This is a genomic window from Streptomyces sp. NRRL F-5630, assembly GCF_000719475.1.
In the GTDB taxonomy this organism is placed as follows: Bacteria; Actinomycetota; Actinomycetes; order Streptomycetales; family Streptomycetaceae; genus Streptomyces.
Map to the genome: position 1 here is coordinate 1 of NZ_JOGO01000106.1, position 14,299 is coordinate 14,299.

10 protein-coding genes are annotated in these 14,299 nt (G+C 74.8%); 2 read left to right on the forward strand and 8 right to left on the reverse strand.

Annotation, left to right across the window (positions count from 1 at the left end; translation table 11 throughout):
• Window positions 1-59: 59 nt before the first annotated feature.
• On the reverse strand, window positions 60-1,091 hold the full coding sequence (locus tag IF99_RS0128450) for a medium chain dehydrogenase/reductase family protein (RefSeq protein ID WP_031000947.1): 1,032 nt from the start codon (window positions 1,089-1,091) through the stop codon (window positions 60-62).
• 135 nt (window positions 1,092-1,226) lie between these two features.
• Between IF99_RS0128450 and IF99_RS0128455 the strand changes: the two genes are divergently transcribed.
• Window positions 1,227-1,880 carry a TetR/AcrR family transcriptional regulator gene (locus IF99_RS0128455; protein WP_031000948.1) on the forward strand — a complete coding sequence of 218 codons (654 nt, stop codon included), beginning with the start codon at window positions 1,227-1,229 and terminating at the stop codon, window positions 1,878-1,880.
• A 42-nt stretch (window positions 1,881-1,922) separates the two neighbouring features.
• On the opposite strand, the gene IF99_RS0128460 is transcribed toward IF99_RS0128455, so the two are convergent.
• From IF99_RS0128460 to IF99_RS0128470, 3 genes are all read right to left on the reverse strand, one after another.
• Window positions 1,923-3,032, reverse strand: a complete 1,110-nt coding sequence (locus IF99_RS0128460) for a DNA polymerase Y family protein (RefSeq protein ID WP_234340899.1) — start codon at window positions 3,030-3,032, stop codon at window positions 1,923-1,925.
• Window positions 3,029-6,523 carry a DNA polymerase III subunit alpha gene (locus tag IF99_RS0128465; RefSeq protein ID WP_031000952.1) on the reverse strand — a complete coding sequence of 1,165 codons (3,495 nt, stop codon included), beginning with the start codon at window positions 6,521-6,523 and terminating at the stop codon, window positions 3,029-3,031. Before IF99_RS0128465 ends, IF99_RS0128460 begins: the two co-directional genes overlap by 4 nt.
• 222 nt (window positions 6,524-6,745) lie before the next feature.
• Entirely contained in the window at window positions 6,746-7,828 is a 1,083-nt protein-coding gene (locus IF99_RS0128470) for a S1 family peptidase (RefSeq protein ID WP_031000954.1), read from the reverse strand.
• 608 nt (window positions 7,829-8,436) lie between these two features.
• Between IF99_RS0128470 and thrS the strand changes: the two genes are divergently transcribed.
• Entirely contained in the window at window positions 8,437-9,657 is a 1,221-nt protein-coding gene (thrS, locus tag IF99_RS0128475) for a threonine--tRNA ligase (protein ID WP_031000956.1), read from the forward strand.
• Between the two features lie 171 nt (window positions 9,658-9,828).
• Here thrS and IF99_RS0128480 read toward each other — a convergent pair whose 3' ends face one another.
• From IF99_RS0128480 to IF99_RS0128495, 4 genes are all read right to left on the reverse strand, one after another.
• A complete protein-coding gene (locus tag IF99_RS0128480; RefSeq protein WP_031000958.1) occupies window positions 9,829-10,728 on the reverse strand; it encodes a S1 family peptidase in 900 nt (299 codons plus the stop codon).
• 223 nt (window positions 10,729-10,951) lie between these two features.
• Complete coding sequence (locus IF99_RS0128485) at window positions 10,952-11,815, reverse strand: DUF1684 domain-containing protein (RefSeq protein ID WP_037827877.1); 864 nt, start codon at window positions 11,813-11,815, stop codon at window positions 10,952-10,954.
• Window positions 11,812-13,206, reverse strand: coding sequence for an NtaA/DmoA family FMN-dependent monooxygenase (locus IF99_RS0128490; RefSeq protein ID WP_031000961.1), 1,395 nt, complete (start codon window positions 13,204-13,206; stop codon window positions 11,812-11,814). Before IF99_RS0128490 ends, IF99_RS0128485 begins: the two co-directional genes overlap by 4 nt.
• Window positions 13,207-13,223: 17 nt before the next feature.
• On the reverse strand, window positions 13,224-14,285 hold the full coding sequence (locus IF99_RS0128495; RefSeq protein WP_031000963.1) for an LLM class flavin-dependent oxidoreductase: 1,062 nt from the start codon (window positions 14,283-14,285) through the stop codon (window positions 13,224-13,226).
• Window positions 14,286-14,299: the final 14 nt, after the last annotated feature.

The following is a 14,299-nucleotide window of genomic DNA, read 5'->3' on the forward strand; positions in this document are numbered from 1 at the left end:
GGCCGAGGGTGGCGGGGCGTCCCTCCGCCCCTCGGCCCGCTCCCCCGCCCGTCCCGGCCTCACGGTGTCAGGACGATCTTGCCGCTCACCGTGCCGGACTCCGCGAGGCGCAGCGCTTCGGCGGCCTTCGCGAGCGGGAAGGTCCCGGCGACGCGGGCGGTGATCTCGCCGCGCGCGAGCGCGGTGAGGACCGCCGTGAGGTCGGCGCGCAGGTGGGCGCGGAAGCGGGCCTTGTTCCGGGAGCCGGCCCAGATGTTGTAGAAGCCGGCCCTGCGCCCGTTGGGTAGCAGCTGCCACAGCCCGAGGCGTACGAGGAGCTTGATGACCGGCCACTGCCGCGAGCCGGTGGCGTCGCGGGTGGACGCGGTCCCGTACGCGACGAGCGTGCCGCCGCGCGCGAGCATCCGCCAGGAGTCGACGATGCCGGGGCCCCCGACGTGGTCGAAGACGGCCGCGACGCCGCCGGGCGCCAGCTCCCGCACCCGCGCGGCCACATCGCCGTCGTGGTAGTCGAGCGGCGTGACGCCGAGCGCGCGCAGCGCCTCGTGGTGGCGGGCCGACGCGGTACCGATGACCTCGGCGCCGGCCGCCCGGGCGAGCTGGACGAGGACGGAACCGACGCCGCCGCCCGCGCCGTGCACGAGGACGGTCTGCCCGGCGCTCACCCTGGCCTTGCGGTGCAGCATCTGCCAGGCCGTGATGCCGTTGACGACGACGGTCTCGGCCTCCTCGGCGCTCACGCCCTCGGGCACCGGTACGAGGTCGGCGGCGGCGACGCGTACGCGGCTCGCCCAGCCGCCCACCTTGAGCAGTACGGCCATCCGCCGCCCCACGAGGGCCGGGTCGACGCCCGGGCCCGTCGTGTCGACGCGGCCCACGAGGTCGTACCCCGGCACGAAGGGGAACGGCGGCTGGTCGAAGTACCGGCCGCGCCGCATCTGCTGCTCGGCGAAGGAGACCCCGCTCGCCTCCATCGCGAGCACCACCTCTCCCTCGCCGGGCACGGGCGCCTCCGCCTCGCGCACCTGAAGGCCCTCCGGTTCCACGATGCCCGGCAGGACGACCTCGACACGACGTGCGCTCTCACTCATGACGTTCCCCGATCCATAGAGGTTCTCGCTTTCGTGAGAAGTTATAACGCATTCCGTCTGCGAGAGTCAATAACTCAAGTGATAACCTCTCACCGAGAGCATCCGACCCGATCGATCCCGAGCCGAGGAGAGCGCGTGAGCGAGCCGAAGACCTCCCGCGAGCGGTACCGCGCCCAGGTGCGCGAGGACATCAAGCGCCACGCGTGGGAGCAGATAGCGACGGCGGGGGCGAGTGCCCTGTCCCTCAACGCGATCGCGAAGCGGATCGGCATGAGCGGCCCCGCCCTCTACCGGTACTTCGCCAGCCGCGACGACCTGATCACCGACCTCATCAGGGACGCCTACCGCAGCCTCGCCGACACCTTCCTGGCCCGCGCGGCCGAGGGCACCGACCTCCCGGGCCTGGCGCGGGCCCTGCGCGCCTGGGCGCTCGCCGACCCGCAGCGGTACTTCCTCGTCTACGGCACTCCGCTGCCCGGCTACCACGCCCCCGAGGACACGGTGGTCACGGCCTCGGAGATCATGGCGGTGCTCCTCGACGTGTGCGCGGCACAGGACGGGCAGGACGACCGGCCCCGGGGTGTCGTGCCCCCTGCGGAGGGGTACTTCGCCGAGCACGGCGACTGGGCCAGGGGCCATCCCGCGAGCCCGGCCGCCCGCCTGCGCGCCCTCACCGTCTGGACCCGCCTGCACGGGGTGCTCTCGCTCGAACTCGCGGGCGACTTCGACGGCATGGGCTTCGATCCGGCGGTGCTGTACGCGGCGGAGGTGGACGCGCTCACGAAGTGAGCACCGCCTGCGTCCGGGCCCCGGGCCCGGACGGGGCCGCTCTCACGCCGCCAGCGTCCCCGGGACGACCGCCCCCGCGCCGAAGCGCCGCCGCGCGCGGTCGGCCGCCGCCTCCAGGCGGTGCGCCTTGTCGTCCTCGGGGTCCAGGCTGAGCTGGTGGGCGGCCCCGGCGGCGGGCCGCAGGCCCTCGGCGCGCAGCACGAGCCCCCGCACCCGGGCGCGTTGCAGGCCGAGCGCCTCGTGCAGGCCGTACGCGGCGGCGGTGAGCGCCCGTGTGTGGGCGCTGGGCTCGGGCAGCGCGCGGGAGCGCACGGTGGTGGAGCGGTCGGCGTAGCGGACGGTGAGCTGGAGGCTCGCGCACACCTGCTCCTCGGCCCGCAGCCGGGTGCCGAGTTCCTCGGTGAGTGAGAGCAGGGCGCGGCGTTGGCGGTCGCGGTCGAGTTCGTCGCGGTCGAAGGCGCGGTGCGCGGAGAGGGCGCGGGAGAGCGCGTCGGGGGTGACGGGGGTGGGGTCGATGCCGTGCGCGCGGGCGCGCAGTTCGCGTCCGGCGCGGGCGCCGAGGATGCGCTGGAGGGTGCCGAGCGGGGCGGCGGCGACGCGTCCGGCGGAGTCGAGTCCGTAGGAGCAGAGCGTACGGGCGGTGGCGGGGCCCACGCCCGGCAGCGCGATGACGGGCTTGCGGTCGAGGTAGGCGGCGAGCCCGTCCTCGGTGACGGTGACGGTCGCGCCGAAGCGGGCCTCGCGCGCGGCCATGCGGGCGATGAGCGGGGTGGGGCCCACGCCGATCGCGCACACGACACCGTGCAGGGCGAGGGTCCGCACCCGTACGAGCGCGGCGAGTTCGGCGACGTCGCGCCCGAAGTAGCGGCGCGCGCCGCGCACGTCGGCGAGCGCGGTGTCGGGCGGGAGCGCCTGGACGAGCGGGGTGAGCCCTTCGACGGTGGCGAGCAGCGCGGGCAGCAGGTCGGGCGCGCCGGGCTCGCGCGAGAGCCGGAAGCGCACGCAGAGGACACCGGCGCCGGATCCCTCCCCCGTCCCCCCGGCCGCGCTTTCCGCACCACCGGTCGCGTCTTCCCCGTACGGGCCCGGGGCTTCGCCCGCCCTCTCCCCGTACGGGTCCGCGCCCTCCCCGTACCGTGCCGGGCCGCTCATCCCGCGCTCCCCTGGCTCTGGTGCCACAGCTTCGCCCGCGCGATCCCGCGGCCCGTCGCCGCCGTGTCCGCGCCCGCCGGTTTGAGATCGGCCCAGGGGTTGAGCGCGAAACCGGTGGGGAGGGTGATGCGGCGCGCGGCCGAGGCCGGTTCCGCGGGCTGCTCCTCCAGGGGTTCGGCGAGCTTCGCCGCGACCGCTTCGAGGCCGCCCTCGGCGCGCAGGTCGAGGAGTTCGGCGAGGTTCCAGGCGACGGTGCCGACGACGCTGAGGCTGCGCGGCCCGCGCCGCTGCACGGTGCCGCGCACGAGGAGCAGCCAGGAGTGGAAGACGGTGTGGGCGCAGCGCTCGTGCGAGTCGTCGAAGAAGGCGAGGTCGACGAGTCCGGTGCCGTCGTCGAGGGTCGTGAAGACGACGCGTTTGCCGGAGCGGATGGGCGGGGTCTGGGTCGCGGCCTTGGCGCCGGCGACGAGGACGGTCGCGCCGTGCGGGGCCTCGCGCAGGCGGCGCGCGGAAACGACGCCGAGTTCGCGCAGGAACTCCTGGTGGTCGCCCATGAGATGGCGGGACGCGTCCATGCCGAGGACGCCGAGTTCGGCGCTGAGCCGTTCGGTCTCGTCGAGGTCGGGGAGCCCGGCGGGCGCGGTGCGGCGACCGCCGGAGAGCGGGAGCTGGGTGCCGTGCGAGGCGGCACCCCTGCCCATGCGGTGGAGTTCGGCGAGGTGGAGGAGGAGGTCGCGGCGGTTGGCGCCGAAGGCGTCGAGCGCGCCGACCTGCGCGAGGCGTTCGGCGACGGGCCGCGAGGGCCGCGCGCGCTCCCAGAAGTCGAGGAGCGAGGTGTACGGCTGCGCGGCGGCGATCCGCTCGCCCTCGGCCTCGCTCATGCCGTGCACGTCGGCGAGCCCGAGGCGGACACCCCAGCGGGCCGCCGGAGGCTCGTCATCGGACACCAGTTCGATGCGATGGGCCGGGGCGGAGTGGTTCACGTCCACGGGCAGGATCGGTACGCCCCTGCGCCGCGCGTCCGCGAGGAGCAGCCGCTTGGGGTACATGCCGGGGTCGTGGGTGAGCAGCCCGGCGTAGAAGGCGGCCGGGTGGTGGGCCTTGAGCCAGGCGGACTGGTAGGTGGGCACGGCGAAGGCGACGGCGTGCGCCTTGCAGAAGCCGTACGAGCCGAACGCCTCGACGATCTCCCACGTGCGCGTGACGGTCTCGGCGTCGTAGCCGCGTTCGGCGGCGCGCTGCGCGAACCAGAAGCGGATGCGGCCCTGCGACTCGGGGTCGGAGAGCCCGCGCCGCACCCGGTCGGCCTCGTCGCGCCCGCAGCCGGTCATGGTGTGCACGAGGTCGATGACCTGCTCGTGGAAGACGACGACGCCGTAGGTGTCCGCGAGGGCGGGGGCGAGGTCGGGGTGCGGGTAGCGCGCGGGGGCGCGGCCGTGCCGGGCCTCGATGAAGGGCCGCACCATGTCGGCGGCGACGGGCCCCGGGCGGAAGAGTGAGATGTCCACGACGAGGTCGTGGAAGGTGGACGGCTGGAGCCTCCCGACGAGGTCGCGCTGGCCGGGCGACTCGATCTGGAAGCAGCCGAGGGTCTCGGTGGAGCGGATGAGCTGGTACGTCCTCTCGTCGCCTGGCGGGAGCGCGTCGATGTCGGGCGCCTCGCCGGTGGCCCGGTCCAGTTCGGAGAGGGCGTGCGCCATCGCGGACTGCATCCGCACCCCGAGGACGTCGAGCTTGAGCAGCCCGAGGTCCTCGACGTCCTCCTTGTCGAACTGCGCCATCGGCAGCGACTCGCCGCTCGTGGGCACGACGGGGGTGCGCGAGAGCAGCGAGGCGTCCGAGAGGAGCACCCCGCACGGGTGCATCGCGACGCCGCGCGGGAGCGCGTCGAGCCCTTCGACCAGTTCCCAGAAGGTCCCGTACTTCTCGCGCTCGGCGGCGACGGAGGCGAGTTCGGGCAGTTCGTCCATCGCGGTGCGGGCGTCGCGGGCGCGAATGTGCGGGAAGGCGGTGGCGATGCGGTCGATGTCGGCGGGGTCGAGCGAGAGCGCGGCGCCGACGTCGCGGATCGCGTGCCGCACGCGGTACGTCTCGGGCATCGCGACGGTCGCGACGCGCTCGGGCCCGAAGCGGCCGAGGATCGCGCGGTAGACCTCGATGCGGCGCGCGGACTCGACGTCGATGTCGATGTCGGGCAGCACGGAGCGCCGCTTGGACAGGAAGCGCTCCATGAGCAGCCCGTGCTCCAGCGGGTCGGCGTGCGCGATGCCGAGGAGGTGGTTGACGAGGGAGCCCGCGCCCGAGCCGCGCGCGGCGACGCGGATGCCGAGGTCGCGCACGTCGTCGACGACGCGGGCGACGGTGAGGAAGTACGAGGCGAAGTCGTGGTGCCCGATGATGTCCAGCTCGTGGTGCATCCGCTCCCAGTACGCGCGCGCCTTCGGGCCCCGGTCGTAGCCGTGCCGGACCATCCCGGCGGCGGCGCGCGAGGCGAGGGCGCGCTGCGCGGTGCGCCGGCCGGCGCCGACGAGACGCGGTTCGGGGAAGCGCACGGAGCCGAGGCCGAGGTCGTCCTCGGGGTCGACGAGGCACTCCGCCGCGGTACGGGCCGTGTGGGCGAGGAGCGCGGCGGCGGCCTGCGGGCCGAAGCCCGCGGCGGTCGTGATCCGTTCGGCCTCGGCGGCCATGCGCCCGGCGTCCTTGAGCCAGCGCTCGCCGCTGTCGAGGCCCTTGGCGGGGTCGATGGGAACGAGGCGGCGGGCCGCGTCGAGCACGTCGGCGATGCGGCCCTGGCCCGGGTCGGCGTAGCGCACCGCGTTGGTGAGCACGGGGCGTACGCCTTGCTCGGCGGCGAAGCCGACGGTGCGGGCGGCGAGGCGCAGGGAGCCGGGTCCCGTACCGGCGCGTCCGTGGTGGACGGCTTCGAGGCGCAGCGCGTCGCCGTAGCGCTCGCGCCAGGGGGCGAGGAGGCGGGCCGCGCGGTCGGGGCGCCCGGCGGCGAGGGCGCGGCCGATGTCGGACTCGGGGCCGAGCAGGACGGTGAGCCCTTCGCCGGGGTGGGCGTCCCAGGGCAGCAGCGGCGGGCGCTCGCCGCGGGCGTGGGCGGCGGTCACCAGCGCGCACAGGGAGGCCCAGCCGCGCGCGCCGTCGCGGGCGAGGAAGGTCACCCGCGGCGCGGACTCGTCGAGGAAGGCCCCGCCCCGTACGGGAGCGCGCCGCCGCCCGCCGCCGCGCGTGTCCCGCGTGGCGGGTACGTCCACGGCGAGATCGACCCCGAACAGGGGCCGCACGCCTTCCTCGGCGCACGCCTTGGCGAAGCGCACGGCTCCGGCGAGGGTGTCGCGGTCGGTGAGCGCGACGGCGTCCATGCCCCGCTCCGCGGCCCGTGCGGCGAGCGCCTCGGGATGCGAGGCGCCGTACCGCGCCGAGTTGCCGGAGACGGTGCGCAGATGCGCGAAACCGAGACCCGAAAGGCCCGGAGACCTGGTCATCCGCACCTCCTCGGACGCTCGTGCTCACCCCCTGGTTCATCTCTCGGGCACCACGATAAACCACGTCTCGAACGTTCGTACGATTAGCACGGCGGGCGTACGAACAGACGGGTGAACGGGCACGGGGAGTGACGGGCGACGGGGGCAGGGCAGGGGCAGGCACGACCAGGGCCCCGGCCCCCGCGCGTGGCGGGGGCCGGGGCCCTGGGGGTGGTGCGGGTGTCAGCCGATCTCGGCGCCGAAGGCGTCCAGCGCCTCCGTGACCGGCTGGAAGAAGGTCTCGCCGCCGGAGGTGCAGTCGCCGCTGCCGCCCGAGGTGAGGCCGATCGCGTTGCTGCCCGCGAAGAGCGAGCCGCCCGAGTCGCCGGGCTCGGCGCAGACCGTGGTCTGGATGAGCCCGTCCACGATGCCGTCCGCGCCGTAGTTGACGCTCACGTCGAGGCCGGTCACCTCGCCGCTGTGGACGCCGCTGGTGGAGCCGGAGCGGGTGACGGCCTGGCCGACCGTCGCGTCGGCGGCCCCGCTGATCGACTGGCTGGTGCCGTCGTAGAGGTCGACCTCGCTCGGGTGGGGGGTGTTCCCGCTGTACTTCACGAGCCCGTAGTCGTTGCCGGGGAACTCGGAGCCCGCGTTGCTGCCGAGCGGGTTGCCGTCCGCGTCGCTCCAGCTGCTGATCGCCTCGGTGCAGTGCCCGGCGGTGAGGAAGGCGGGCTCGCCGCCGACCGTCACGTTGAAGCCGAGCGAGCAGCGCCCGCCGGAGCCCTCGATCGCGTCGCCGCCCGCGATGAGGGGCTTGAAGGTGCCCTTGGACTGCTTGAGCGTCGCCGCGGTGCCGAGCTTCTCGACGGCGGTGGTCAGCTTCTTGAGCTGGGCGCCCTTGACGGTGCGGTCGGCGGTCACGACGACCTTGTTGGAGACCGGGTCCACGCCCCAGGAGGTGCCGGGTATCGCGGTGGTCTCCTTGGCGACGGCGGAGCGCGCCGACTTCAGCTCGGCGAGCGTGTGCGCGACGACTCTGGCCTTCGCGCCCGCCGCCTCGGCCGTCTTCGCGGCCGACTGGTCCGTCACGTTGACGACGAGGTGCTTGGCCTGCGCGTCGTAGTAGGTTCCCGCCGCGTGCGCGCCCAGGTCCTGGGTGAGTCGCGAGGCGAGCTTTTCGGCCTTCGGCGCCGAGAGGGTGTGCGGGGCGGTGGGGGGCGCCTCGGCGGCGTTCGCGGTCTGGAAGGTGAATCCGGCCGCGAGCAGCGCGGCCACTCCGGTGCCCGCGATCGCGGCACGTCGCACGGTGGTCCGTCGTTCGGTCACTTCACGTCCTCCTGTGGGGGGTTGGTCCCTGCGGTGTGGGGGTGCCGGGACCGGAAGGCGTTCACACACGGTGTCGCCGGACGGGAAAAGCTGTGTCCGTGTCACCGTGCGCCGCCCACTATTCCGACGGCCTGCAGTCGCACACAAGGTCGATATTCGGCCGCGCGCACGGAAGGAACGGACGCCTCCGCACCGACCCCGCCCGGCTGTCAAGTACGCCTTCGCGCGAGGGGGTTCGCAGGCGTAAAGCCCCGGTCGGAGCGGTACGGCGCCAGCCGCGCGCCTCCCTCGGCCTCGTGGCCGGTTCTCGACCCTGGCTCCTCACGGGCCACCGCGACCGCGCGAAGGCCCGGTGAAGGAGTCGCGGACGGGACCGGGACCTCGCGTGACGGGCCGGTCACATGCCCGCGCCCGCGCCGGAAAAGCGATGGCCCCCTCCCCCGCGCCCCGTTACCGTGCCGGACATGCAGCCCGCCGCGCACCACCAGGGGACGACGACGCCGGAGTACGTCCCGGCGCGCTGAGAGCTGTACCGAAGCGAAGCCCCGGGGCGGGTGCCCCGGGGCTTTTCCGCGTCGCCACCCGCTCCCCGTCCCGCAGGAGCGACCATGAACGACCCCACCACCGCCCGCGCACACGACCACCACCGCCTCGGCCGTGTGCTCGGCCTCTACGGCACCGACCCCCTGCTCGGCGCGGGCCTCCCGTACCTGCTCCCCGACGGCGCGAGCGTGCGGCACGCGCTGGAGGAGTACGTACGCGGCCTGGAGGTGGCCGACGGCTACCAGCACGTGCACTCGCCGGTGCTCGGGAAACAGGAGCTGTACGTCCGCTCGGGACACTGGGCGCACTACCGCGCGGACATGTTCCCGCCGATGGAGGTCGGCGGCGAGCACTTCGTCCTGCGCCCCAGCCTGTGCCCGCACCACGCGCTCATCTACCGCTCCCAGGCCCGCAGCTACCGCGAGCTGCCGCTGCGTCTCGCCGAGTTGGGCGGCATGTTCCGCGCGGAACCCTCCGGGACCCTCGGCGGCCTGACCCGGGTGCGGGCGATCCACCTCAACGACGCGCACCTGTTCTGCGCCCCGGAGTCGCTCGCCGAGGAGGTCGCCGGGGCGCTCGCCCTGATCCGTACCGCCTACCGGACCCTCGGCCTGACCCCGAGCCGCTACCGGCTCTCGCTGCCGGGCGAGGGCGCCTCGTACGCGCTCGACGGGGGGTGGGAGCGGTCGGCCGCGGCGCTCACCGAGGCGCTCGCGGCCTCGGGGCTCGACTGGGAGGAGGGGCGCGGCGAGGCGGCGTTCTACGGACCGAAGATCGACGTGCAGGCGCGGGACGCGGCGGGACGCGAGTTCACCCTCTCGACCGTGCAGGCCGATTTCCATCAGCCGGCCGCCTTCGGTCTCGACTACCGCGCCGCCGACGGCTCCCGGCCGCGCCCCGTGATGGTGCACCGCAGCGTGCTCGGCAGCCTGGAGCGCGTCCTCGCGCGGCTGATCGAGGTGCACCGCGGCGCCTTCCCCGCCTGGCTCGCGCCCGTGCAGGTGGGCGTGGTGCCGGTGGGCGAGGAGCAGGAGGAGGCCGCGGAGTCCTTCGTACGGCGCTGCCGCGCGGCGGGGCTGCGGGCGCGGAGGTACCCGGCGCACGCGGGGACCCTCGCGGCGCGCGTCCGGCAGGCGCGCCTCGTCCCGCACCTCGCAGTGCTCGGCGCGCGCGAGGCGGCGGCGGGCGAGGTGGCGCTGCGCCGCAGGGACGGCGCACGGCTCCCGGCCCGCCCCGAGGCGGAGGCGGTGGCGCTGCTCGTGGCGGGGAGCGGGGTGCCGGAGTAGGCGGGGGCGGGTCGCCCCGGGGTCGTAGGGGCGGGTGGCCCCGGGGCGACAGGGGTCGGGTGGCCCCGGGGGCCGTACGGGGGTGGGCCGGCCCGCGCCCCCCGGGCCGCCCACCCCCGTACCGCCTCTACCGGCTGTCCTGCCCGCTGCCGTGCCGCGGTGCGCCGTGGGTCAGTAGACGCTGACCCCGTAGGCGCTGAGCGCCTCGGTCACCGGCTGGAAGAAGGTCGTACCGCCCGAGGAGCAGTCGCCGCTGCCGCCGGAGGTGAGACCGATCGCCTTGTTGCCGGAGTAGAGCGGGCCGCCGGAGTCGCCGGGCTCGGCGCACACGTTGGTGCGGATGAGACCGCTGACGATGCCGTCCGCGCCGTAGTTGACGGTGGCGTTGAGGGCGGAGACCGTGCCGCTGTGGATGCCGGTGGTCGAGCCGCGCCGGGTCACGCTCATGCCGACCGTCGCGTCGGCGGCGCTCGTGATGTCCACGCTGCCCACGGTGCCGTCCTTGGCCACCGAGGAGTTGGTGTACTGCACGAGGCCGTAGTCGTTGCCGGGGAAGCTGGACCCGACGGTGGTGCCGAGCGTGGTGGAGTGCGAGGAGTTCGACCACCACGTGCCCGCGCCGTCGGTGCAGTGCCCGGCGGTGAGGAAGTAGTAGGTGCTGCCGCTCCTGACGTTGAAGCCGAGCGAGCAGCGCCAGGACGAGGCGTAGATGGCGTCGCCGCCGGAGATGAGCTTGCTGAACGTGCCGGGGGTGCGCTCGATCTCCAGGGCGCCCGCGTTGCTCCCGGCCGCGTCCTTGATCTTCTGGATCTCGGCCTGCGAGACGGTGCTGTCCACGGTGACCTGGACCTTGCCGTTGCTCGGGTCGATGTTCCACGCCGTGCCGGCGACATCGGCGTCGAGCACGGCGTCGCTCGCGGCGGTGAGCTGGTTGGCGGAGTACGTCTTCGCCTCGCCGGCCTGCGCGGCGGGGACGGCGAAGGCTGCGGTGGCGAGGAGGCCGGAGGCCACGGCGATCAGCCGGGTCCGTCTCGTGGTGCCGGTGCGGGGGGTGGTGCGCTTGGTCCTCACGTGGTTCCTCCAGTGGGGAATCGGGGGGCCCGCCGTGGGGGGTCGGGCCCGTGAGGCGCGGTGCGGGGCACGTGCCCCGGATCACGGGACGCGGGCACCGAACCGGCGCTGCTGGGGAGTTTCTGTGACCACGCCGTGACCGCACAAGGGCGACTTCCAGCCTCGTCCGCCACCCCGGAAGCTCCTCCAACTCCCTTACCTAATCTTCCACTTGAGAATTGCTTCACGACCCTCCCGGCCCCTCCTCCCCCTCCCCCACGAGGCGGCGCTCGCCTGCGGCGACGGCGAGAGCGAGCGTGTTCCCGGGCGGTGGGAACGGGCACAGGAAGTGCGTGCCGAGCGCGCGGGGCGGCAGCACGGCCCGGTTGAAGTCCACCGGGACCGTGCCGTCGGGGGCGGGCGCGGGGGTGAACAGGAAGCGGAAGCGGTGGCTGCCCGCACCGCTCGTGGCATCCGCGAAGATCGCTCCCAGACCGCCATCCTGCTGTACGCCGACACGCAGTGCGTACGCCGATCCCTGGACGCAGAAGCGCAGTTCACCCCCGAGAGCGAGCCCCCGCTCGCGCCCGTCCGCGTGCGGCACCCGCACGGTCCGCCCCGCCTCGTACGGGACGAAGCGGCCCCCGACCGCCCAGCGCGCCTCCCAGGGGCTCACTTCGAGCCGGGGGAAGGCGCGGCGCGCGGGCGCGTCGGGGTCGTGCACCCGTACCGCCCACTCCCCCTCGCGCTCCAGGAGGGTGAGCCTGCGGCGGCGGTGAGCGACCTGGGCGCGCTCGGCGGGACCCGCGTCGGCGGCGAGCAGGGCCTCGCCCGCGTACGGCCGTCCCCGTACGAGCAGCCCCGCGCCGCGCGTGAGCGAGACGTGTTCCCCGGCCGGGCGCCAGCGTCCGGGAATGTCCGGAAGCAGTCCGTCCGGGTAGTCGTCGAGCCAGTGCGTGCCGGTGACGGAGAGCGGGCCCCAGGGAGCGGTGAGGGCCTGAGCGCGGGCGGCGCGCCACCGCCGCCACTCGGCGAGGGCGACGGTGGTCGCCGCGGAATCGTGCGGCGCGGTGTCGTGCGGCGCGGTGTCGTGCGGCGTGAGGCTCATGCGGCGGCTTCTTCCGGGGTCTTCCGGGTCGGAGCCTTCCGGGTGGCGGGGTGACGCAGGCCGAGGTGGTCGCGCAGGGTCGGGCCCGTGTACGCCGTGCGGAAGGCGCCGCGCTCCTGGAGGAGGGGCACGACCTGGTCGACGAACTCGTCGAGGCCGCCAGGGGTGAGGTGCGGGACGAGGATGAAGCCGTCGGCGGCGCGGGAGTCCACGAAGTGACTCATCGCCTCGGCGATCGTCGCCGCCGAGCCGACGAAGGACTGGCGCCCGGACGCCTCGATCGCCGTCTCGCGCAGCGAGAGGTTCCTCGTACGGGCGAGGGCGCGCCACTTCTCGGCGAGCACGTGCGGATCGCCCTGCCGCACCCGGCCCTGGACGACGTCCGAGTCGACGACGGGGTCGAAGGCGGGCAGCGGCCCGTCCGGGTCGAAGCCGGAGAGGTCGGTGCCCCAGATCTGTTCGGCGGCGAGCAGGGCGTTCTGCGGGGAGACCTGGAGGCGGCGGATCTCCGCGGCCTTCTCCTCCGCCTCGGCGTCGGTGTCGCCGACGACGACGGTGACGCCCGGCATGATCTTCAGGTCGTCGGCCGTGCGCCCGTACCCCGGCAGGCGGCCCTTCACGTCGGCGTAGAACTCCTGCCCGGCCGTGAGCGTGCCGTGGCGCGTGAAGATGACGTCGGCGGTGCTCGCGGCGAAGTCGCGGCCCTCGGCCGAGTCCCCGGCCTGGATCACGACGGGGTGCCCCTGGGGGGAGCGCGGCAGGGTGAACTCGCCCTCGACCGAGAAGTGCCTGCCGTGGTGGGCGAAGGGGCGCGGGGTGCCGTCGGGGCTCCAGCTGTCCCACAACTCCCGGGCGGTCGCGACGAATTCGGCGGCGCGTGTATAGCGCTCGGTGCGATCGAGGTAGCCGCCGCGGCGGAAGTTCTCGCCGGTGAAGGCGTCGGAGGAAGTGACGACGTTCCAGGCGGCGCGCCCGCCGCTGAGGTGGTCGAGGCTCGCGAGGCGGCGGGCGAGTTCGTAGGGCTCGTTGAAGGTGCTGTTGACGGTGGCGGCGAGACCGAGGCGCTCGGTCACGGCGGCGACCGCGTTGAGGACGGCGAGCGACTCGGGGCGGCCCACGACGTCGAGGTCGTGGATACGGCCCTTGTGCTCGCGCAGCCGCAGTCCCTCGGCGAGGAAGAAGAAGTCGAAGAGGCCGCGTTCGGCGGTGCGGGCGAGGTGCGCGAAGGAGTCGAAGGCGATCTGCGAGCCGGAGCGCGGATCGGACCAGACGGTCGTGCTGTTGACGCCGGGGAAGTGGGCGGCGAGGTGGAGAGGGCGGTGGGCGTCGGAGGACGGGGAGCGGCGGGGCGGGGCGGAACGGGTCTGCTGGGGCGGGCGCTGGTGGCTCATGCGGTGGCTCCGGTGGCTCAAGCGGTGAGGTGGAGGTTGGCGGGGCGGGCGAGGCCGAGGTGTTCGCGCAGGGTGCTGCCGGGGTGGAAGGCCCGGAAGACGCCGCGGTGCTGGAGGAGTGCGACGGTGCCGTTGACGAGGCGTTCGAGGTCACGGCCCGGTGCGGCGGGGCGCAGGTGGAAGCCGTCGACGGCCCCCGCGGCGTACCAGTCGCCGATCAGCTCGGCGAGGTCGACGGGCCCGCCCCGGTAGTGCGGCCCGTGCGCGGTGAGGCGCGGGCCGCCCCCGCCGTGCCCGGGTTCGGCCGACTGCTCGCCGCCGCTCAACTCGACGGTGAGCGAGGCGAGTACGCGCAGCCCGGCGGGCTCCCGCCCGGCGCGCGCCGCCTCGGCCCGTACCTCCGCGGAGAGCGCGGCGGCCTGCTCGCGCCCGCACGCCTCGACGAGGAGTACGTCGGCGTGGCGGACCGCGAAGGCGCGCCGTACCGGGTCGTCCGCGTCGGCCACGATCACGGGGTGGCCCTGCGGCGGCCTCGGCACGATGGAGGGGCCCCGCACGGAGAAGGTGCTCCCGGAGTAGTCGGCGTAGTGGAGCTTGTCGCGGTCGACGAAGCGGCCTGTGGGGATGTCCCGTATCTCCGCGTCGTCCTCCCAGCTGTCCCACAACAGCCGTGCCGCTTCGACGACTTCCCCCGCCTCCCGCCATGCCTCGCGCGCCGTGACGGCGGCCCGCCGCCCGAAGAGCCGTGCTTCGGCGTCGGTGGTGGAGACCCCGGGCCGCCACCCGGCCCGCCCCCGGCTGACCCAGTCGAGCGTGGCGAGCGCGGCCTGCACGTGGAACGGCTCGGTGTGGGTCGTGGTCACGGTCGGCACCAGGCCCACGCGCCGGGTCTCGGGCGCGAGCCGCGCGAGGACGGAGAGCGCATCGAGTCCGGGCGCGGCGAAGGAGTCGCCGAGCGTGAGGAAGTCGAGCAGTCCCTCGTCGGCGAAGCGGGCGAGGGGGAGGAAGTCGTCGGCGCGGGTGGCGCCGGGGACGTCGATGGCGGTGGCGAGGTGGAGGCGGCGGGCGGTGGGAGGCAGGGGTGGGGTGGAGG

What these genes read in the sequence shown, in the direction of transcription:
- IF99_RS0128465 (WP_031000952.1), bottom strand. Translation starts at nt 6,523, where the DNA reads ATGACCAGGTCTCCGGGCCTTTCGGGTCTCGGTTTCGCGCATCTGCGC.
- IF99_RS0128450 (WP_031000947.1), bottom strand. Translation starts at nt 1,091, where the DNA reads ATGAGTGAGAGCGCACGTCGTGTCGAGGTCGTCCTGCCGGGCATCGTG.
- IF99_RS0128490 (WP_031000961.1), bottom strand. Translation starts at nt 13,206, where the DNA reads ATGAGCCACCAGCGCCCGCCCCAGCAGACCCGTTCCGCCCCGCCCCGC.
- thrS (WP_031000956.1), top strand. Translation starts at nt 8,437, where the DNA reads ATGAACGACCCCACCACCGCCCGCGCACACGACCACCACCGCCTCGGC.
- IF99_RS0128460 (WP_234340899.1), bottom strand. Translation starts at nt 3,032, where the DNA reads ATGAGCGGCCCGGCACGGTACGGGGAGGGCGCGGACCCGTACGGGGAG.
- IF99_RS0128485 (WP_037827877.1), bottom strand. Translation starts at nt 11,815, where the DNA reads ATGAGCCTCACGCCGCACGACACCGCGCCGCACGACACCGCGCCGCAC.